Annotated in this window: 11 protein-coding genes; 1 reads left to right on the top strand and 10 read right to left on the bottom strand. The window is 70.5% G+C overall.

What is annotated here, in order from left to right; translation table 11 throughout:
• Nucleotides 1-45: 45 nt before the first annotated feature.
• The 3 genes from I6H87_RS26695 to I6H87_RS26685 are packed head-to-tail and all read right to left on the bottom strand — an operon-like array spanning nt 46 to nt 1,090.
• Nucleotides 46-429, bottom strand: a complete 384-nt coding sequence (locus tag I6H87_RS26695; RefSeq protein ID WP_010814554.1) for a hypothetical protein — start codon at nt 427-429, stop codon at nt 46-48.
• A gap of 30 nt (nt 430-459) precedes the next feature.
• On the bottom strand, nt 460-690 hold the full coding sequence (locus tag I6H87_RS26690; RefSeq protein ID WP_010814553.1) for a hypothetical protein: 231 nt from the start codon (nt 688-690) through the stop codon (nt 460-462).
• 34 nt (nt 691-724) lie between these two features.
• On the bottom strand, nt 725-1,090 hold the full coding sequence (locus I6H87_RS26685; protein ID WP_010814552.1) for a BON domain-containing protein: 366 nt from the start codon (nt 1,088-1,090) through the stop codon (nt 725-727).
• A 418-nt stretch (nt 1,091-1,508) separates the two neighbouring features.
• On the opposite strand from I6H87_RS26685, the gene I6H87_RS26680 reads away from it, so the two are divergent.
• Nucleotides 1,509-2,144, top strand: a complete 636-nt coding sequence (locus tag I6H87_RS26680; RefSeq protein ID WP_010814551.1) for a hypothetical protein — start codon at nt 1,509-1,511, stop codon at nt 2,142-2,144.
• 32 nt (nt 2,145-2,176) lie between these two features.
• On the opposite strand, the gene treY is transcribed toward I6H87_RS26680, so the two are convergent.
• From treY to treS, 7 genes are all read right to left on the bottom strand, one after another.
• Nucleotides 2,177-4,870, bottom strand: a complete 2,694-nt coding sequence (gene treY, locus I6H87_RS26675) for a malto-oligosyltrehalose synthase (RefSeq protein WP_011617312.1) — start codon at nt 4,868-4,870, stop codon at nt 2,177-2,179.
• Nucleotides 4,870-6,876: a malto-oligosyltrehalose trehalohydrolase gene (treZ, locus tag I6H87_RS26670; protein WP_011617311.1), complete on the bottom strand. Its 2,007-nt coding sequence runs from the start codon at nt 6,874-6,876 to the stop codon at nt 4,870-4,872. Before treZ ends, treY begins: the two co-directional genes overlap by 1 nt.
• 218 nt (nt 6,877-7,094) lie before the next feature.
• Nucleotides 7,095-9,638, bottom strand: a complete 2,544-nt coding sequence (locus tag I6H87_RS26665) for a glycogen/starch/alpha-glucan phosphorylase (RefSeq protein ID WP_011617310.1) — start codon at nt 9,636-9,638, stop codon at nt 7,095-7,097.
• 110 nt (nt 9,639-9,748) lie between these two features.
• Entirely contained in the window at nt 9,749-11,998 is a 2,250-nt protein-coding gene (gene malQ / locus I6H87_RS26660) for a 4-alpha-glucanotransferase (RefSeq protein ID WP_011617309.1), read from the bottom strand.
• Nucleotides 11,995-14,229 carry a glycogen debranching protein GlgX gene (gene glgX, locus I6H87_RS26655; RefSeq protein ID WP_011617308.1) on the bottom strand — a complete coding sequence of 745 codons (2,235 nt, stop codon included), beginning with the start codon at nt 14,227-14,229 and terminating at the stop codon, nt 11,995-11,997. The genes malQ and glgX overlap by 4 nt, the downstream gene beginning before the upstream one ends.
• Entirely contained in the window at nt 14,226-16,496 is a 2,271-nt protein-coding gene (gene glgB / locus I6H87_RS26650; protein WP_010814545.1) for a 1,4-alpha-glucan branching protein GlgB, read from the bottom strand. The genes glgX and glgB overlap by 4 nt, the downstream gene beginning before the upstream one ends.
• The gene (treS, locus tag I6H87_RS26645) at nt 16,493-19,852 is read right to left on the bottom strand and encodes a maltose alpha-D-glucosyltransferase (protein ID WP_010814544.1); all 3,360 of its coding nucleotides are present in this window, start codon (nt 19,850-19,852) and stop codon (nt 16,493-16,495) included. Before treS ends, glgB begins: the two co-directional genes overlap by 4 nt.
• Nucleotides 19,853-19,855: the final 3 nt, after the last annotated feature.

Raw genomic sequence — 19,855 nt, 5'->3', positions numbered from 1 at the left:
CCCCCGTTCGTCTTGCCGCACGGATACGTCCTTGCCGGGCGCTAGCTAACGCGGTGCGCGGGGTGGGCGTTCCTCGCGCTCATCGGTGTGGTCGGCCTTGTCGACCGGCACTTCGGCCGGCAGGTCTTCGGCGGCATGCATCACTTCATCGGCGATCTCTTCCTCCGGGCTTTCCTCATCCTGCGCGGTGTGGGCCTCGTTCTCGCGCTGCTCGATTTCTTCGTCGATATCGTCGGTTTCCTGTTCGAGATCGGGGTCGAGCGTGCTCGGGATATGGCCCGCGTCGGCGCGCGCGGCACCGGACGCGGTGTTCTCGCGCGAACGGCGGCCGGCGGAAGCCTGCGCGCCTTCGCGCGGCGCGGGCGCGGTGCCGCCCACACGGTCACCGTGGCGTGGGCCGATACGGTGGGTACGTACGGTCTTGCTCATCGTGCCTCCTGTTCGGTTGGCTCGGCGGATTCAGTGGTTCTCCACTGGCGCTTCGCTGTCATCGGGCCTGTCGCCGCGGCGCCTGACTGAAGGCGGCTCGGTGTTCTCATCCGGGATGTCATGCTCGCGCTCGACATCGTGGCGGCGGTCGCGCCCGGGCTTGCCCCGTTCATGTTCGGTGTCGGGGCCGCCCTTGTGCGGGTCGGGACGCTCGCTGCGGCGTCGCGTGGTGTCATGGTCGGGCTGGCGATGGGTGCTCATGGCGTCTCCACGGAGGTTGGCATGGCGCTGCCGGTCAGTCGGTGCCGGCGCGCAGCTCGTCGGATACGGCGCTCACACCGCGCACCGAACGAGCCAGTTCCATTGCCATCGTACGCTGTTTATCGTCGCGCACGGTGCCTTCCAGCTTGACCACGCCGTCAGTGGTGGATACGCGGATCCTGGCGGGGTCCAGCGTGCGCGCGTTGGCCAGGCGGGCCTGGACTTCGGCAGTGATGGCGCGGTCGCTGGCGGCTGCGGTGTCGCGCGGCGCGGCCGTGCGGCCCGTTGATGACGGCGCCGCCGGCGCATCGGTCGGGGCGGCCGCAACGGCCTGGGAGGCGGCCATCGCCAGCACCGCCAGAGGCAGCGCCAGGCGGGCGATGCGGAAGCGTGGTGTCATGACGATCCTCCTGTACTTGGCAGCGGGCAGGGCGATTCCTGCTCCGCATCTGCCTTTGACCTGCAAGCTCCGTTCCCGGCGCCGGCGTCGGCGCAGCCGGTGCGGAGCTGGGTCCTGTGCGGCTTGCGACGCTGCCGGTTCGGCGCACACGGCGTAGTTTTTACAGCCGCGGCAGAAACTGCATGTGCAGCCTGCCAGCGCCCGCGCGGCATGACCGGCGCGATGCTTGCGCCGTCGTGTGATTGCGTGCCGTCGTGTCTATAGTGGAGGAAATGCTGGCAAAAACTGGCGAGCGGCAAGTGCCGGCGAGCACAGCCCGCAACGCCGGCCCCATGCCGCGGCGGCCCCCTGTGCGCCGCGTGCCGCCGGGCCCGACAGCGCAGCCGGGGGGGAGCGGCTCATCCGTTGCGAGGTAGTCATGAACCTAGCCAGCATCCTGTCCACCGTCGTCCTGGCCTCGTCCGTCTCGGTGTCTTCGGCGCCGGTGGAGCGCCAGCTGCTTGCGATGACGCCCACGGACTTCGCCCAGCGCTTCAATGCCGTGGCCCACGACACCGGCTCCGGCCTGGCCCTGCCCAGCTTCAAGGTCAAGCCGGGCTGGCACCGCGCCGCGCCCAGCTCGGGGGTGTCGGTGCTGGTGCGCGCCAGCCGCTCGGGCTACGCCATCGATGAGGTGGTGGTGGTGTGCCGCGAGGTCGAGCGCTGCTTCCTGACCATCTGCACGGCCGCGCTTGCGATTGACGACAGCGTCAACCCGCTGCTGCTGCAGCGCTTTATCGTGGCTCGCATCGCGACCGAGCTCGGTGAGGTCGGCCTGGTGATGTCGGGCCTGGCGTATATCGTTGTCACGCCCAAGGAGGACGATTACGTTGCCGTCGTGATCCGGCCCTACCTGCCGCAGGAACGCGGCGCTTCGCCCGGCCAGGCGAGGCGCGGGCCGCACGACGGCGCGCAGCCGCCGCAGCACGGCCAGGCGGCGCCGCATGGCACGCCACGCCATCACCATGGCCCGCTGACGCCGATCGTGTTGCACACGGCGGTGCAGAAGTCCTGAGGCCGCGAGCGTTCGCGCTGCCCCTGGGCCGCTTACGGCTGGCGCAGCAGCAGCGCCACCGGCAAGCCGCCCAGCACCTCGCGCAGGCGCAGCCGGCCCATGGGTGCGTCCAGCACGTGGCCGGTCAGCGCATCGGTCCAGCGGCTCGGCTGCGGCGCGCCCACGTTCAGGGCGGTGTCGCCCCAGCCCGCGGGCGGGATGCGCGGCATGGTCGGGTCGACCTGCGTGGCCACCAGCCGCGTCACCACGGTGATGGCCTGGTGCGCATCCGCGGTGCGGGCAAAGGCCAGCACCTGCGGCACCAGCGCGCCTTGCGCCGCCAGCATGCTGTATTGCCCGTCGGCAAAGAGCCGGGGATGGGCGTGGCGTACTGCCAGCACCTGGCGTATCAGCTGCTGCTTGATGCGCCCGTCGCGCCAGTGCGCCAGCCAGTGGGCCCAGCCAGCGCTGCAGCCCAGGCGCGCGCGCAGTTGCGCAAAATCGGGCGGGCGCCGGTTGTCGGGGTCTACCAGGCTCAGGTCCCAGCCTTCGCATCCCTGGTAGCGGTCGGGGATGCCTGGTGCGGTCAGCTGGACCAGCACCTGTGCCAGGCTGTTGACGGCGCCTGCCACGGCAATGTGCTGCGCAAACTGGCCGATATGCGCCAGCACACCCGATGGCCAGTCCGCCGCGATGGCGCGCAGGAAGCCCTCGCACGCGGCTTCGTAGGCTGCGTCGGGGCAGGTCCAGTTGCCGTGGCGCTTGGCTTCGCGGATGGCCTTGAGCTGCCACGCGGACACGCGCTCCAGGAAGGCCTCGACGGTGTTGCTGCCTGCAGGCTTGCCGATGTCCTCCATCGGCCACGCGCCGACCAGGGTCTGGTACAGCATCAGGCGGTCGCCGGGGTCCGGGGCCTGCGGCAGCGTCGACAGCAGCGGTGCGCAGGCGCGTTCCCATGCCGCCACGGCCTCGGCCCAGGCAGCGGGCATCTCGCTCAGCACGGCCAGGCGCATGCGTGTGTCCTCGCCGCGCTTGTGGTCGTGGGTCGCAGTGGCCAGCATGGCATGAGGACAGGCCATGCGCCGCGCCGCCATGCGCGCGTGGAACTGCGCCGGCGGCAGCGCCAGCGTGCCGGGGTCGCTGCCTACCTCGTTGCGCGACAGCAGCCGCCCGTAGCGGTAGAACGCGGTGTCTTCGCCGGCCTTGGCTGCCAGGGCGGGCATCAGTTGCTGCAGGCGGCGGCGCAGTACGCCGGTTTCGCTGTCGGGCGGGGCTGGCGTGCGCAGGCAGCCGCCGATAAAGGCCAGTGCCACGGCCTCGTCCGGGGCGAGGTCGGCACGCGCCGCCTGCATGGCCTGGTCCAGCATGGCATGGTCGGCCTGTGCGGCAGTGGCGTCGCGTGCGCCGGGTTGCGCGTCAAAGTAGCTGCGGTAGACGGGCACCGCCGCCATCAGCGCGGCCAGCGCGCGCCGCAGCGCCGCGCGTGTCAGGTCACGCGTGCCGGGCTCCTGCTTCGCGCAGTCGTGCAGGCAGGCGGCGGCGCCTTCGTACTCGGTTACCAGGTGCCGCTCCAGCACCTGGCGCCGTGCCGCCGCGACATGGGCGGCATACGGGCGCGCATCGCCGCTGGCCGAAGTCCACAGCGCGCCCAGCGGCGCCTCGCCGTTGCCGTCGTGCAGCACGGCGGCAACCTCGTCCATGAAGTCGTAGCCCGTGGTGCCATCCACCTGCCAGTCCGGCGCCAGCCGTTCGCGCGGGCCCAGGATCTTCTCGACCACCAGCCACGGGTGCGCCAGCCGCAGCAACGGCGGGCGCGCGGCTGCGTGCCGGTCCAGTTCGGCGCGCAGCCGGCGGCAGTAGCCGGCAGGATCGGCCAGGCCGTCGACATGATCGACACGCACGCCGTCGATCCAGCCTTCGCGCAGCAGGCGGAAGACCAGCGCGTGGACGGCGTCGAATACCTGCGGGTCTTCCTCGCGCACGCCGACGAGATCGCTGATCTCGAAAAAGCGCCGCCAGTTCAGTGCCGCGGCGGCGGTGCGCCACCAGGTCAGCCGGTAGTGCTGGCGCTCCAGCAGTGCGTGCAGCCGGGTGCGGCCTTCGGCCTGCGTGGGGTCGTACCAGCCGGGCTGGGTTGCGGCGGCGGCATCCACGCTGCCCGGCGCCAGCGGCAGCGAGTGCTCGAAGTAGCGCAGGTGGGCGGCATCGTCTGCGCTTGCAGGCACCCATTGCAGCTCGCCCGCCACCAGCGTGTCCCAGTAGGACTGGCCCAGTATCGGCAGCAGCACCTTGCCATGCAGGGCGGGGTCGCGCGGGGTCCAGTCGATGTCGAAGCTGGCGGCGCAGCGGCTGGCGCGTCCGTGGGTCAGCACGTCGCGCCACCAGTGGTTGTGGGTGGGGTCGGCCGCCATGTGGTTGGGCACGATGTCCAGCACCAGGCCGAGGCCGGCGGCGCGGGCGCGCCCGGCCAGCGCTTTCAGGCCGGGCTCGCCGCCCAGCTCGTCGCGCACGCGGGTGAAGTCGGTGACATCGTAGCCATGGGTGGAGGCGGGGCGCGCGCTGCACACAGGCGACAGGTACAGGTGGCTGACGCCGAGCGCGGCGTAGTAGTCGACCACGGCAGCAGCATCGGCAAAGGTAAAGCCCGGGTGCAGCTGCAGCCGCGCGGTGGCGCGGGGCAGGTCATGGTCGCCGCCATCGCCATCGCCATGGCTGCCTGGCAGGGATTCCGGCAAGCCGGCGGGCATTATCTGGCGCGCGCCGCTGCGGGCTCGCACATGGTGGCGACGCAGGCCAGCGGCGGCAGCATGCCCGCGGACAGCTCGGCCGCGGCGCCGGGCAGGCTTTCATGCAGCGCCGCGCTCATGTCGTGGCATGGCCGCATGCATGGCACGGCTTCGCTGCCCAGGTTCAGCCACAGGCTCAGCTCCATGCCGTCCATCAGCCGCCAGCGTGCGCACAGCGCGGCCGGCCCCAGGATATCGACGCCGGCCGACTGGCAGCCGGCCAGCCGGTCCAGCAGTTCACGGCGGCGCACCGCGAGCAGCTCGTGGTAGTACGGGGTCCAGTCGCCGTCGTCTTCCAGCTCGGGGCGCGACGCCTCGAAGGTGGCCGGGTCGTTGGGATCGGGGATGGCCGCGGCGCGCGCATCGTCGCGGAATGCCGTGGAAGCCGCAAACTCGCGGCGCCGGCCGTCGCGCACGGCCTGCGCCAGTTCGGGCGGGTGGCTGGTGAAGTAGAGGAAGGGCCGCTGCGTGCCGGTTTCCTCGCCCATGAACACCAGCGGCACCTGCGGGCACAGCAACTGCAGCGCCACCGCCGCGCGCAGCGCATTGCGGTCCGCCAGGCCGGCCAGCCGGTCGCCCAGTGCGCGGTTGCCGGTCTGGTCGTGGTTCTGCAGGAAGCAGACGAAGGCCGTGGGCGGCAGGTGCGCGCTGGGCTGTCCGCGGCGCACGCTGTCCGCGCTTGACGACACGTCCGGCGCGGCGGCAGAGCGGTGCGCCGACAGCTCGCCCTGGTAGGCAAAGCCTTCGCCCAGCACGCGCGCAAGATGCCGCAGCGCGGGCTCGCCGCGCCCCGCGGGCGCATCCTCGCCCTCATCGGCGCAGCGGGTGTAGTCGCAGTAATAGCCGTCGCCCTCGCCGGTCAGCAGCACGTGCAGGGCATGGTGGGCGTCATCGTTCCACTGTGCGTCGTAGCCCTTGGCCAGCAGTTCGGCATCGTTGTTGTCGTTTTCCAGCACCAGGTGGAGATGGCGGCTGGCGCCGTCGCCTTCGGCCAGCATGGTGCGCAGCTCGCCGGGCAGCGCCGCCAGCCAGCCTTCGTCCTCGATCGCGTGCACGGCGTCCAGGCGCAGGCCGTCGAAGCGGAACTGCTCCAGCCAGTAGCGCGCGTTCTCGGTGAAAAAGCGCCGCACCTGCGGCCGGCGGAAATCGATGGCTGGCCCCCACGGGGTCTGCCGGTCCGCGCGGAAGAACGCGCTGGCGTAGCGGTGCAGGTAGTTGCCCTCCGGCCCGAAGTGGTTGTAGACCACGTCCAGCAGCACCATCATGCCGAGCTGGTGGGCGCGGTCCACCAGCGCGCGCAGTTCGTCCGGGGTGCCGTAGGCGGACTCCGGCGCGAACGGCAGCACGCCGTCATAGCCCCAGTTGCGCGTGCCGGGGAACTCCGCCACCGGCATCAGCTCGACCGCGGTGAAGCCCAGCGCCGCCAGCCGCGGCAGCTGCTGCGCCGCGCCGGCAAAGCCGCCGCACAGGCCCACGTGCAACTCATAGACGATGGCTTCATGCCAGGGGCGCCCGCGCCAGTCCGAACACGCCCACGCAAAGGCGCCGGCGGCGTCGGGCGCGGGCACGATGCTGGGCCCGTGCACATCGTCGGCCTGGCAGCGCGAGGCCGGGTCGGGCACGGTGGTGCCGTCGTCAAGCCGGAACCAGTAGCGTGCCCCATTGCAGCACGGAACGATGGCCTCGAACCAGCCGTTGGCGCCGGCCGCCATGCGCACCGGACCGAGCCCGGCGATCTCCAGCCGTACCGCCTGGCCTTGCTCGGCTGCGTCCGGGGCCCACAGGCGGAACCGCACGCGGCCGTCCGGCAACCAAGCCGGCCCGAACAGGTAGTCGTGCGCATTGTCGTCGTTGCCGGGCAGGCCCAGCGGCCCGGCGGCAGTGGGCGCTGCAAAGCAGTCGTGCGGGGCCAGGCTGGGCATGGCGGAGCGGGCGCCGGGGGCGAGCAGAAACGGGTTGGCGTGCAAATTCGGCTCCTGGCTTTGGGACGGCCGTGGGGAATGCCAAGGGAGAGCCGGCCGGATGGCCGGTCTTGGCACAATGCGAACTCCATGCCCGCAGGACAACGCTTGGCGAGGCCGCGGGCTGGCGGGGGCAAGCGCCAGCGCGGGCTTTGTTACATGGGCCATTGTAGAAACTACCTGCGCGATGCGGACGTGCGCTAGCCCACGCCCGCAGTGCCGCCTTAGGCGGCGCGCGGGGCGTGCGCCGGAGATTCAACCTGCCAGGGCGCACCGCTGGCGCGGTGCAGCAGCCGCACCGGCACCGGCTCGATGTGCCAGATGCGCTCGCAATACTCGCGGATCGCCCGGTCCGATGAAAAGCGCCCGGAGCGCGCGCACGACAGCACCGACATGCGTTGCCAGCGCGCCGGTTCGGCAAAGGCCTGGGAGACTTTCTCCTGGCACTCGATGTAGGAGGCGAAGTCGGCCATCAGCAGGTAGGGGTCGTGCCTCTGCTGCGGGTCAAACAGAGGACGGAACAGCCCCGGGTCCCCGCGCGAGAAGAAGCCCTGCTGGACCAGGTCGATCACTGCGCGCAGCTGCGGGTTGCTGTGGTAGTAGGCGGCAGGGTCGTAGCCGCTTGCACGCAGCCCATAGACCTCCGGCGCGGTCAGTCCGAACGGGAAGAAGTTGTCGTTGCCCACGGCTTCGCGCAGCTCGATATTGGCGCCGTCCATGGTGCCGATATTGAGCGCGCCATTCATCGCGAACTTCATGTTGCCGGTGCCGGACGCTTCCTTGCCCGCCAGCGAGATCTGCTCGGCCAGGTCGGCCGCCGGGTAGATGCGCTGCCCGTAGGTGACATTGAAGTTGGGCAGGAACACAACCTTGAGCCGGTCGCGCACCTGCGGGTCGCGGTTGACCACGTCGGCCACCGAGGTGATGAAGCGGATCATCAGCTTGGCATAGGCGTAGCCCGGCGCCGCCTTGCCGCCGAACAGGAAGGTGCGCGGCTGGATCTCGGTGCCGGGGTCGGACTTGATGCGGTGGTACAGCGCGATCACATGCAGCACCGCCAGGTGCTGGCGCTTGTATTCGTGGATGCGCTTGACCATCACATCGAACATGGAGGACGGGTCCACCACTACGCCGGTGGTTTCGCGGACCAGCTCGGCCAGCGCCACCTTGTTCTGGTGCCGCGCGGCCTGCCATTGTTCGCGAAAGCCCGCGTCCTCGGCATACGGCTCGAGCGCGCGGAGCTGCGCCAGGTCGGAGATCCAGCCGTCGCCGATCGCCTCCGACACCAGCCGCGTCAGGCGCGGGTTGGACAGCGCCAGCCAGCGCCGCGGCGTCACGCCATTGGTGATGCTGGTGAACTTCTCCGGCCACATCTCGTAGAAATCCTTGAGCACGTCCTCGCGCATCAGCCGTGAGTGCAGCTCGGCCACACCGTTGATGGCGTGGCTGCCCACACACGCCAGGTTGGCCATGCGCACCTGCTTTTCGCCGTACTCACTGATCAGCGACAGCCGTGCCAGGCGCGATTCGTCGCCGTAGAAGCGGATCCGCACCTCGTCCAGCAAGCGCGCGTTGATTTCCAGGATGATCTCGAGATGGCGCGGCAGCACCCGGGCAAACAGCGGCAGCGGCCACTGCTCCAGCGCCTCGGGCAGCAGCGTGTGGTTGGTGTAGGCAAAGGCATTCTGCGTGATGTGCCAGGCCTCGTTCCAGGGCAGGTCATGGTCGTCGACCAGCAGCCGCATCAGCTCGGCAATGCCCACGGCCGGGTGGGTGTCGTTCAGCTGCACCGCGAACTTCTCGTGGAAGCGCGTCACCGGGATGCCGTCGACGGCGAGCAGCCGCAGCATGTCTTGCAGCGAACAGGCGACGAAGAAGTATTGCTGCTCCAGCCGCAGCTCCTTGCCCTGGCTGGTCTCGTCGTTGGGGTAGAGGACCTTGGTCAGGTTCTCGGAAGTGACCTTCTTGCTGACCGCGCCCAGGTAGTCGCCGCGGTTGAAGGTATGGAAGTCGAACGCCTCGGTGGCGTCCGCGCGCCACAGCCGCAGGGTGTTCACGGTATTGACGCGGTAGCCCAGGATCGGCGAGTCAAACGGCACACCCACCACGGTCTTGGCCGGCACCCAGCGTACGCGGTAGTGGCCGCGGTCGTCGGTGTAGTGCTCGGTGTGCCCGCCCAGGCGCACCTGCACGGCCCACTCTGAGCGCTGGATCTCCCAGGGGTTGCCGTTGCGCAGCCAGGTATCGGTGGATTCCACCTGCATGCCGTCGATGATGGTCTGCTGGAAGATGCCGTACTCGTAGCGGATGCCATAGCCGAGCGCGGGGATTTCCAGCGTCGCCAGCGAATCCATGAAGCAGGCCGCGAGCCGGCCCAGGCCGCCATTTCCCAGCCCCGGCTCGACCTCTTGCTCCAGGATGCGGTCTAGATCCAGCCCGGCAGCGGCCATGGCCTCGCGCACCTCGTCGAAGATGCCCAGGTTGATCAGGTTGTTGCCCAGGTGCGGGCCCATCAGGAATTCCGCCGACAGGTAGGCGACGGTGCGCGAGGGCTGGCCCAGGTAGGCCTCGGCGGTGCTGATCCAGCGCTGCACCAGGCGGTCGCGCACGGTATGCGCCGCTGCCTGGTAGAGATCGTTCTGGCTGGCGTGGCCGGGCAGCTTGCCCTGGGTATGGAAGACGTGGTCGAGGAAGGCCCGGCGCAGGCTGGCGCCGGACAGGGCGGTACGGGTGTCATCGGCATGCTCGGGCCGGACAGATTCCTTCATGGCGAGGCTCCTGCGCATGTACGTGGGTCAAGCTTAGTGGATGGAGCAATCCCTGCAGGGAGATCGCGGAGCTGGTCTTGCAAGCGGCACTTTTTGCGGGCGAGCCGTGGCTACGCGCGTGGCGGCGGATGGCGTGCGCCGTGGCGGCCGCCGCGCAGGGCGTTGGCGCGCGCCCGCACCATCGGGGTATCGAACAGCGCACGTACATCGGCGTCGAGCCGGCGCTGCCAGTTGGGGTGGACGCTGGTGGTGCCGGGCAGGTTGGGTTGCTCGGCCTCGCCCAGCAGGTCTTCCAGTGGCACCAGGCGCATGGCGGTGCGCGCGGTGCCCAGCCACGCCAGCACGGCATCGAGCGGGGCATCGGCGGGGTCCGGCACGGCGCCGCTGCACAGCCCCGCTGCGCACAGCGCCTGCCAGAGCGCGCCGCGCTCGCGCGCACGGCCGGCCTGCATCGCCGCGAGGGTTTCGCCCGGCGCCAGCAGGTGCAGCCGGTCGCGCCACGCAAGGTCGCGGCCGGCCCACCAGCCGGTGACTGTGGGGAGGTCGTGGGTCGAGGTGGTGGCGATGGCATCGGGCGGCCAGGCTGCGGGAGGCAGGAAGGCCGGCACGGTGTCGGGCGCCGGGGCGGGCACCCGCTGAGCTGCCTCGGCCGCATCCACTGGCGCGCTCTCTTCGCGCTGGAACCACAGCACATCGATGCCCAGCACGCCACGGGCCGACAGCGCCGCATTCAGCTCCGGCGGCACCGTGCCCAGGTTTTCGCCGATGATGATGGCGCGGTGCCGCCATGATTCCAGCGCCACCAGCCGCAACATGTCCTGCAGCGGATAGCGCAGGTAGGCGCCTTCACTGGCCGGGGCACCGGCAGGCACCAGCCACATGCGTGCCAGGCCCAGCACATGGTCGATGCGCAGCCCGCCGGCATGGGCCAGGTTGGCGCGCAGCATCTCCAGGAAGGCCGCGTAGCCGCGGCGGCGCAGCCCGCGCGGCGAGAACACCGCCACGCCCCAGTCCTGCCCGAGCGGGTTGTACAGGTCCGGCGGTGCGCCGGCATGGAAGCCCGCCAGGATTTCCTGTTGCCGCGTCCAGGCCTGACTGCCGCCAGGGTCGGCCCCCACCGCCAGGTCGGAGACGATGCCGACCGCCATGCCCGCGCCGCGCGCCGCACGCTGCGCGCGTGCCATGCCGTCGGCCGTAATCCATTGCAGGAAAGCGTGGTAGGCGACCTCATTGGCATGGGCCTGTGCAAAGGCCGCCACGGCGGCATCGCCGGGCGCGCGCAGCGTGACCGGCCAGCAGCGCCAGTCAGGCGCGGGGTTGTGGTTCATGCCGTTGGCGCTGTCGGCCAGGCGCCGGGCCTGGATCGCCTCGTAGCATGCGTGCGCGTGCAGCGCGGTGCCGCCGCGCGCGCGAAAGGCGGCGCAGTCATCGAGCGCCGCGCGCGGCAGCAGCGCATCGCTGCGCTCCCATAGCCACCGCAGGATGGCGTAGCGCAGCGGCGTCAGCTTGACCCAGTCGATCTCGCTGCGGGCTTCCAGCGCTTGCAGCGACTCGCCCGCGCCGAGCGCGGCGACGGCCCAGTCTACCGCGGCCTGCCCGAATTGCACGGCGGGGTCGGCATAGAGCGGATTCAGGAACAGGCGGCTGGACGGCGCATACGGGCTATAGCGCTCGGGCAGGGCGGCAAAGCCGGCGTGCAGCGGGTTGATGGCGACGGCGTCGGCGCTGGCGCCGGCTGCGCTGATGCAGCACTGGGTCAGCGCGCTCAGGTCGCCCAGGCCGCAGGGCGCGCCGCGGCGCAGGCCGTAGAGCTGCACTGCCAGGCCCCAGGGCCGGGTCAGTTCGCCCGCGCGGCCGGCGTGCCGCAGCGCATCGGCAACGCCGTAGCAGCGCGGCGGAGCGATTGCCAGCACGGTGTGCGCATCGCCGAGTTCCAGGCGGTGGTAGCCGCATACGTCGATGGCGGGCAGCAGCATGGTGCCGTCGCTGTCGCGCGCGCTGCCATCGTTGCCACGCTCCGCGGTGCCGGTGACGATGGCGCCGTCTTCCAGCGTCAGCCGGTAGGACCGCTGCGGCAGGGTATGTGGCCACGGCACCGCCACCGGCTTGCCGCGCTCGGCGGTGACCAGCGGCGGCAGTGCATGCGCGGCGTCATCGGAGGCAAGCCATGCGCGCGACGCTTCGCACTGGCCAGTGGTGGCGCAAGGCAGGCCCAGGCCGTCCAGGACGCGCCGCAGTGCGGCGTCCGACACGGTCTGGGGCTGGTTCCAGGCATCCGTCCACCGGGGCAGCAGGCCCGCGCGCAGTGCCAGCGCATGCAGCGCCGTGGGCGTGTCGTGGCGGGTGGCGCGCCGGCTCATGCCTGTGCCTCCTGCGGCGCGCCCAGCGGCGGGCTTTCCTGGGGCGCGCTCTGGCGGCTGCGGGCCTGGGCCGCCAGCAGCACCAGCGAGTGGCCCGCCACCGCCTGGCTGTCGGCGACCGCCTCGCTCGCGAGTTCGGCCTCGGTGGCGTCGGGCCGGCTGCTGTCGAACAGCAGTTTCCAGGCCAGCGTGGGCCCGGGCAGCAGGAAGGAGGCCTCGGCATCGCCGGCGTTGAGCAGCAGCAAGGTTACCTGCACGGCGCCGGCATCGTTCTCTTCGTCCTGCGCCAGCGAGCCCAGCTGCGCGCGCTCCGGTTGGGGCGGCGCGGCCGCGCGGCGCAGCGCGAGCGTGCGGATCTCCGGGTCGGCCCATTCCTCGGGGGTGGGCGGTTTGCCGTCGGTATCGAACCAGGCAATATCGGCAATGCCCTGCGCCGGTTCCTCGCGCCCGTGCGCGAAGCGGTCGCCGGCCAGGGAGTGCAGCCGCCGGCGCAGGTCCAGCAGGCGGCGCACCATGTGCTGCAGCGGCTGGGCGCCGGGCGTCTGGGCCTGCTTCCAGTCCAGCCACGAGATCTCGTCGTCCTGGCAGTAGGCGTTGTTGTTGCCTTGCTGGCTGCGGCCCCATTCATCGCCGGCGGTCAGCATCGGCGTGCCCTGCGACAGCAGCAGCGTGGCCATCAGTGCCTGTGCCACGCGCGCGCGGCAGGCCAGGATAGCGGGGTCGTCGGTGGGGCCTTCGATGCTGCCGTCGGGGCTCCAGTTGGCGCTGGCGTTGTCGTCGGTGCCGTCGCGGTTGTCTTCGCCGTTGGCCTCGTTGTGCTTGCTGCTGTAGCTGACCAGGTCGGCCAGCGTGAAGCCGTCGTGTGCGGTGATGAAGTTGATGCTGGCCCACGGGCGCCGGTGGCGGCGGTCGAAGAGGTCGGCCGAGGCCGCCAGCCGCGCCGCCAGTTCGCCGCGGTGGCCGGCGTCGCCGCGCCAGAAGCGGCGCGCCACGTCGCGGAACTTGTCGTTCCACTCGGCAAAGCCGGGCGGGTGGTTGCCAAGCTGGTAGCCGCCCGGGCCCAGGTCCCACGGCTCGGAGATCAGCTTGACGCGGCTCAGCACCGGATCCTGCATCAGTGCATCGAAAAAGCCCGAGCCCGCATCGAAGCCGTTGCCCTCGCGCCCGAGGGTGGTGCCCAGGTCGAAGCGGAAGCCATCGACGTGGTAGCAGTGCACCCAGTAGCGCAACGAGTCCATCACCATCTGCAGCACGCGCGGATGCGACAGGTTGAGCGTATTGCCGCAGCCGGTGTCGTTGATGTAGTGGCGCTCGTCGCCGGGCACCAGCCGGTAGTAGCTGGCGTTGTCCAGCCCGCGCCACGACACCGTTGGCCCCAGCTCGTTGCCCTCGCAGGTATGGTTGTAGACCACGTCCAGGATCACTTCGATGCCGGCCGCGTGCAGGCGCCGCATCGCCACCTTGAACTCCTGCAGTTGCCCGGTGCCCAGGTAAGCGGGCTCCGGCGCGAAGTACGCCATGGTGTTGTAGCCCCAGTAGTTGCGCAGTCCGCGCTCCAGCAGGAAGCGGTCCTGCAGGATGGCGTGGACCGGCAGCAGCTCGACGGTGGTGATGCCGAGCTGCACCAGGTGGTCGATAAAGCGCGGGTCGCACAGCGCGGCGAAGGAGCCGCGCAGGTTGGGCAGCAGATCGCCGCGCAGCATCGACAGGCCCCGCAGGTGGGCTTCATAGATGACGGTGGACGGCCACGGCACCGCGGGCGGGCGGTCGTCGCCCCAGTGGAAGCTCTCGTCGACCACCACCGCCTTGGGCATGGTGGGGGCGCTGTCGCGGCGGTCCGGTGTCAGGTCGCCGCGCGCGCTTTGCAGGCGGTAGCCGAACAGCGCATCGGACCAGCGCACCGGGCCGCTCAACTGGCGCGCATACGGGTCGAGCAGCAGCTTGTGCGGGTTGAAGCGGTGGCCGTGCGCGGGATCGTAGGGGCCGTGCGCGCGGTAGCCGTACAGCGTGCCGAGCGCCGCATCGGGCAGGTAGCCGTGCCAGATCTCGTCGGTGCGTTCCGGCAGCTGCAGGCGCGCCAGCTCCTTGCGCCCGTTGTCGGAGAACAGGCACAGGTCGATGCGCGAGGCATGGGCCGAGAACACCGCGAAATTGACACCCAGGCCGTCCCAGTGGGCCCCGAGGGGATACGGCTTGCCCGGCAGCAGCCGGTCCGCGAACTGTCGGCTCATGTCGATGCGCCCTGGATGCCGCCACCAGGATCGAAGCGCAGCACCAGCGTGGCCAGCGGCGGCAGCGTCAGCGCGAGCGAAGCCGGCTGCCCGTGCGAAGGCACGTCCACTGCCGCTACCGCGCCGCTGTTGCCGACATTGGTGCCGCCATACACGGCGGCATCGGTATTCAGGCATTCCTGCCAGGCGCCGGCATACGGCACCCCGAGCCGGTAGCCATAGCGCGGCACCGGGGTCATGTTGACCACCACCAGCACCACTTCGCGGCTGTATGGGCCCGCGCGGCGCAGCCACGCAAACACGCTGTTATGGTTGTCGTCGCCCACCACCCACTGGAAGCCTTCCGGGCGGTGGTCCAGCGCATGCAGCGCGGGCAGCTCCCGGTAGAGGCGGTTCAGATCCCGCACCAGCGTGTGCATGCCGCGGTGCATGGGGTGGTCCAGCAAGGCCCAGTCAAGCTCGGCATCGTGGTTCCATTCCTGCCACTGCGCCAGTTCGCCGCCCATGAACAGCAGCTTCTTGCCCGGGTGCGCCCACATGAAGCCGTAGTAGGCGCGCAGGCCGGCAAAGCGCTGCCACTCGTCGCCGGGCACCTTGCCGATCATCGAGGCCTTGCCGTGCACCACCTCGTCATGCGACAGCGGCAGCACGAAGGCCTCGGACCACGCATAGACCAGCCCGAAGGTCATGTCCTGGTGGTGCCAGGCGCGATGGACGGGCTCGTGACCGAGATAATGCAGCGTGTCGTGCATCCAGCCCATGTTCCACTTGAAGTCGAAGCCAAGCCCGCCGCTGGCGACGCTGGCGGTCACGCCGGGCCAGGCGGTGGATTCTTCGGCGATGGTCAGCGCACCGGGGCAGCGTTCGTGGACCACGGCGTTCAGTTCGCGCAGGAAGTCGATGGCTTCCAGGTTTTCCCGGCCGCCGAAGCGGTTCGGCACCCACTGGCCGGGCTCGCGGCTGTAGTCGCGGTAGAGCATGGATGCCACCGCGTCCACGCGCAGGCCGTCGGCGTGGAAGTGCTCCAGCCAGTGCAGCGCGCCGGCCAGCAGGAAGCCGCGCACCTCGTTGCGGCCGAGGTTGTAGATCAGGGTGTTCCAGTCCTGGTGGAAGCCTTCGCGCGGGTCCTCGTGCTCATACAGGGCGGTGCCGTCGAAGCGCGCCAGCCCGTGCGGATCGGTCGGGAAGTGCGCGGGCACCCAGTCCAGGAGCACGCCGATGCCGGCCTGGTGGCAGCGGTCGATAAAGGCGGCGAAGGCCTGCGGCGGCCCCAGCCGCGCGGTGGGCGCATACAGCGACAGCGGCTGGTAGCCCCACGAGCCGCCGAACGGATGCTCGGTGATCGGCAGCAGTTCGATATGCGTAAAGCCCAGTTCCTGCACGTATGGCACCAGCCGCTCGGCCAGGATCTCCCAGCCGCGCTGCGTGTCGTTGGCCGCGCGCAGCCACGACAGAGCGTGGACCTCGTAGACCGACATCGGCGCTGCGTAGGGATCGGCGCCGCCGCGGCGCGCCATCCAGTCGGCGTCATGCCAGGCGAAGGGGGGCGCGCCCTGGCCCGGTCCGGCCACCACCGAGGCGGTGGCGGGGGGCGCCTCGGTGGCCAGCGCGAGCGGGTCGGCCTTGTCCGGCAGCTCGGTGCCGTGCGGGTCGAGCAGGTCGTACTTGTAGCGGCTGCCGGGCTGCGCGCCCAGTGCGGCGGGGATGAACAGCTCCCAGATGCCGCTGGGGTGGCGCAGCCGCATCGGGTGCCGCGCCGGATGCCAGCCGTTGAAGTCAGCGATCACAGAGACCCGCCGCGCGTTCGGCGCCCATACGGCAAAGCGCACGCCGTCGATGCCGTCCACGCGCTGCCACTGCGCGCCCAGGCAGGCGCCGAGCTCGAAGTGGCGGCCCTCGGCGATCAGGTGCAGGTCCAGCTCACCCAGCAGCAGGCCAAAGGCGTAAGGGTCGGCGCCGCACTGCCCGCTGCCGTCGGACCATTGCACGCGCAGCCGGTAATCGGGCGCACCGCCCTTGTATTCGCGCGGCAGCCGCGCGGCGAAGACGCCGCCGCCATGCAGCCGTGCCATCTCCGCCAGTGGCGTGCCGCCCGCATCGGTCAGCTGCACCGACGCCGCCCCTGGCAGGCAGGCGCGCACCAGCGTGCCGTCGCCGTCAGGGTGCGGGCCCAGCACGGCAAACGGATCATGGTGGCGCGCACCAAGCAAGGCCTCGAACTCGTGGCCCGGCAGCATGCCGGGCTGCGTGCCATGGGCGGGGGTCATGGCTGGTCTCCCGGCGCCAGCAGCTTGCGCACCAGGCGCGCCAGGCCGCTGACCGGCAGGTCGATCCAAGCCACGCGGTTGGCGGCTTCGTAGTCGACCTCATAGGCTGCCCGTTCCAGCAGGAACAGGTCCAGCAATGGCTGCAGCTGGCCGGGCGCGGCCCAGGGTGTGCCCGAGTCCTGCATGTGCAGGTGGTAGCAGTTCAGGAGGGCTTCGCTGGCGGTGCTGCGGAAGCGCTCCAGCAGCACCGCGCGGCGTTCGGCCAGCTGCGGCGGCAGTTCGCTGTGGGTGCGCTCCTGGCGGTCGGTGCCGACCGTGGCCGCGGCGTAGTCAAGCGAGCGCAGCAGCCCGGCCACATCGCGCAGCGGCGAGGTCTTGCGCCGGCGCCAGTCCAGCGGCAGGCCGGGCTCGCCTTCGAAGTCGACCAGGTAGGTGTCGTTCTGCGCAATCAGCACCTGGCCCAGGTGGAAGTCGCCGTGGATGCGTGTCTGCAGGCTGCCCGGCGCGGCAGCGGCGAGCTGTTCGACCAGCGCGGGCAGCGCGTCGCGCGCGGCCAGCAGGGTCTGCACGTCGGCCTCGAAGCCCTGGCGCACCGGTCCCGGCACGGTGGCGGGCGCGGACTCCAGCCGCGTCAGGGCGCGCTGCAGCGCACGCAAGGCTTGCTCGGCCCACGCGCGCGCATCGCCTTCGGTGGCCGGCAACGGCGCGAACGCGTCGTCGCCGCTGGGCCGTGCCAGCACCGCATGGAGTTCGGCGAGCCGGCGGCCGAGCGTGCCAGCCAGCGCGGCATAGCCGTTCATGGCCTCGGCAAACTCGTCCTCGCTCTCCTGCGAGGGCAGCGCGTCATCGATGGCGCGGCCCAGGTAGTCCAGGGTCCAGTCCCAGCCATTGCCCTGGTTCAGGACATAGCCCTGCAGCAGCATCAGCGTATGCGGCACGCCATCCGGCCCGGTGCGCACCACCTCGCCCAGCAGCGGCGCCGCGTGCGCATAGCCCTGCACGGTCAGGTAGCGCGTCATCTCGGCCTCGGGGTGGATGCCGCCAGAGACCCGGCGCACCATCTTGAGCACGGCGGTGTTGTTATAGGACAGCGAGCTGTTGGACTGCTCTGCCGACATGTATTCGATCGGGTCGCGCTCCAGTTCCAGCGCGGCCAGGCCGGCTTCGGCGCGGAAGTGGATGATGTCGTTGCCGGCGTGCACCTGCACGTCATTGCGCAGCGCGCGCACCACCTCGCGCGCAAAGGGCTCGACCACGAAACCGTCGGTGGCCAGCCCCACGCGGCTGCCCTGGCGCACGCGCGCCATCGACAGTCCATGTGCCAGCTGCGACACGCTGTCGGCGCTCTCGCGGTCCCACAGGATGCCCAGCGGCAGCTGGTAGCGTTCGGTGCGGCCAGGCAGGGTCACCTCCACCTCGCCCAGGTAGACATCTTCGCCGCTGCTGCCGCGCGCAAATGGCAGCAGGTACGCCAGGTCGATGCGCTCGATGCGCTCGTGCTTGGCGCCGAACCAGCGGCGCCGGCTGATGTAGTGCGGCAGCACGTCGCTGGCCATGATGCGGCGCGAGGCGTCGGTCAGCTCCGGCCGGCTCGTGTTCTGCATCACCAGGGTGATCTGGTCCGGCATCTGCTCGGGTGCTTCCACGTGCCATGACGGGGGCTGCGCCTCGTCACTGAGTACGAACCAGTAGAAGCCGTAAGGCGGCAGCGTGAGCAGGTAGGTCAGCGTGCCGATGGCCGGGAACGGCGTGGCGCCCATCATCTCCACCGGCACGCGGCCGTTGAAGGCGGACAGGTCCAGTTCGACGGCCTGCGGCGCGCGCGACAGGTTGGCCACGCACATGATGTGCTCGTCCTCGTATTCGCGCAGGTAGGCCAGGATCTTGCGGTTGCCCGGAAACAGGAAGCGCAGCGTGCCGCGGCCGAAGGCGCGGTGCTTGCGCCGCAGCGCCAGCATGCGCCGCATCCAGTTCAGCAGCGAATGCGGGTCGCGCGCCTGCGCCTCGACGTTGACGGCTTCGTAGCCATACAGCGGGCCTTGCAGCGGCGGCAGCACCAGGCGCTCGGGGTCGGCGTGCGAGAAGCCGCCGTTGCGGTCGGGTGACCACTGCATCGGCGTGCGCACGCCGTCGCGGTCGCCCAGGTGGATGTTGTCGCCCATGCCGATCTCGTCGCCGTAGTAGATCACCGGCGTGCCCGGCATCGAGAACAGCAGGCTGTTCATCAGCTCGATGCGGCGGCGGTCGCGCTCCATCAGGGGTGCCAGCCGGCGGCGGATGCCCAGGTTGATGCGGGCGCGCCGGTCGGTGGCGTAGACCTCCCACAGGTAGTCGCGCTCGCTGCTGGTCACCATCTCCAGCGTCAGTTCGTCATGGTTGCGCAGGAAGATGGCCCACTGGCAGTTGGGCGGCACCTCCGGCGTCTGGCGCATGATGTCGGTGATCGGGAAGCGGTCTTCGCGCGCGATCGCCATGTACATGCGCGGCATCAGCGGGAAGTGGAAGGCCATGTGGCATTCGTCGCCTTCCGGCTCCGGCCCGGTCAGGCCAAAGTACTGCTGCGCGTCCTCCGGCCACATATTGGCTTCTGCCAGCAGCATGCGGCCGGGGAAGCGCGCGTCCAGGTGGGCACGGATATGGCGGATGACGGCATGGGTCTCGGGCAGGTTCTCGTTGCTGGTGCCTTCGCGCTCGACCAGGTAGGGCACCGCGTCCAGGCGCAGCCCGTCGACGCCCATGTCGAGCCAGTAGCGCATCACCGACAGCACCTCGTTGAGCACCTGCGGGTTGTCGAAGTTCAGGTCCGGCTGGTGCGAGTAGAAGCGGTGCCAGAAGTAGGCGCCCGCCACCGGGTCCCAGCTCCAGTTGGACTTCTCGGTGTCGCAGAAGATGATGCGGGTGCCGGCGTAGGCCTGGTCATGGTCCGACCACACGTAGTAGCGCCGTGCCGCCGAGCCGGGCTTGGCGGCGCGCGCGCGCTGGAACCACGGATGCTGGTCGGAGGTGTGGTTGATCACCAGCTCGGTGATCACGCGCAGTCCGCGCGCGTGCGCCGCGGCGATAAAGCGGCGCGCCTCGGCCAGCGTGCCGTAGTCGGGGTGGACGTTGCGGTAGTCGGCGATGTCGTAGCCATCGTCGCGGCGCGGCGACGGATAGAACGGCAGCAGCCAGACCGTGTCCACACCCAGGTTGACCAGGTAGTCGAGCTTGGCCAGCAACCCGGCAAAATCGCCCACGCCGTCGCCGTTGGCGTCGTAGAAGGACTTGATGTGGAGCTGGTAGATGATCGCGTCCTTGTACCAGAGCGGATCGGCGTTGAGCAGGGCGGCACTGCCGGTTTCGGTAAGGCGTTTCATCCG

Source organism: Cupriavidus necator (assembly GCF_016127575.1).
In the GTDB taxonomy this organism is placed as follows: Bacteria; Pseudomonadota; Gammaproteobacteria; order Burkholderiales; family Burkholderiaceae; genus Cupriavidus; species Cupriavidus necator_D.
This window is presented reverse-complemented; position numbering and strand designations above follow the sequence as displayed.

What these genes read in the sequence shown, in the direction of transcription:
- I6H87_RS26680 (WP_010814551.1), top strand. Translation starts at nt 1,509, where the DNA reads ATGAACCTAGCCAGCATCCTGTCCACCGTCGTCCTGGCCTCGTCCGTC.
- I6H87_RS26690 (WP_010814553.1), bottom strand. Translation starts at nt 690, where the DNA reads ATGAGCACCCATCGCCAGCCCGACCATGACACCACGCGACGCCGCAGC.
- treY (WP_011617312.1), bottom strand. Translation starts at nt 4,870, where the DNA reads ATGCCCGCCGGCTTGCCGGAATCCCTGCCAGGCAGCCATGGCGATGGC.
- I6H87_RS26665 (WP_011617310.1), bottom strand. Translation starts at nt 9,638, where the DNA reads ATGAAGGAATCTGTCCGGCCCGAGCATGCCGATGACACCCGTACCGCC.
- malQ (WP_011617309.1), bottom strand. Translation starts at nt 11,998, where the DNA reads ATGAGCCGGCGCGCCACCCGCCACGACACGCCCACGGCGCTGCATGCG.
- I6H87_RS26695 (WP_010814554.1), bottom strand. Translation starts at nt 429, where the DNA reads ATGAGCAAGACCGTACGTACCCACCGTATCGGCCCACGCCACGGTGAC.
- I6H87_RS26685 (WP_010814552.1), bottom strand. Translation starts at nt 1,090, where the DNA reads ATGACACCACGCTTCCGCATCGCCCGCCTGGCGCTGCCTCTGGCGGTG.
- glgX (WP_011617308.1), bottom strand. Translation starts at nt 14,229, where the DNA reads ATGAGCCGACAGTTCGCGGACCGGCTGCTGCCGGGCAAGCCGTATCCC.
- glgB (WP_010814545.1), bottom strand. Translation starts at nt 16,496, where the DNA reads ATGACCCCCGCCCATGGCACGCAGCCCGGCATGCTGCCGGGCCACGAG.
- treS (WP_010814544.1), bottom strand. Translation starts at nt 19,852, where the DNA reads ATGAAACGCCTTACCGAAACCGGCAGTGCCGCCCTGCTCAACGCCGAT.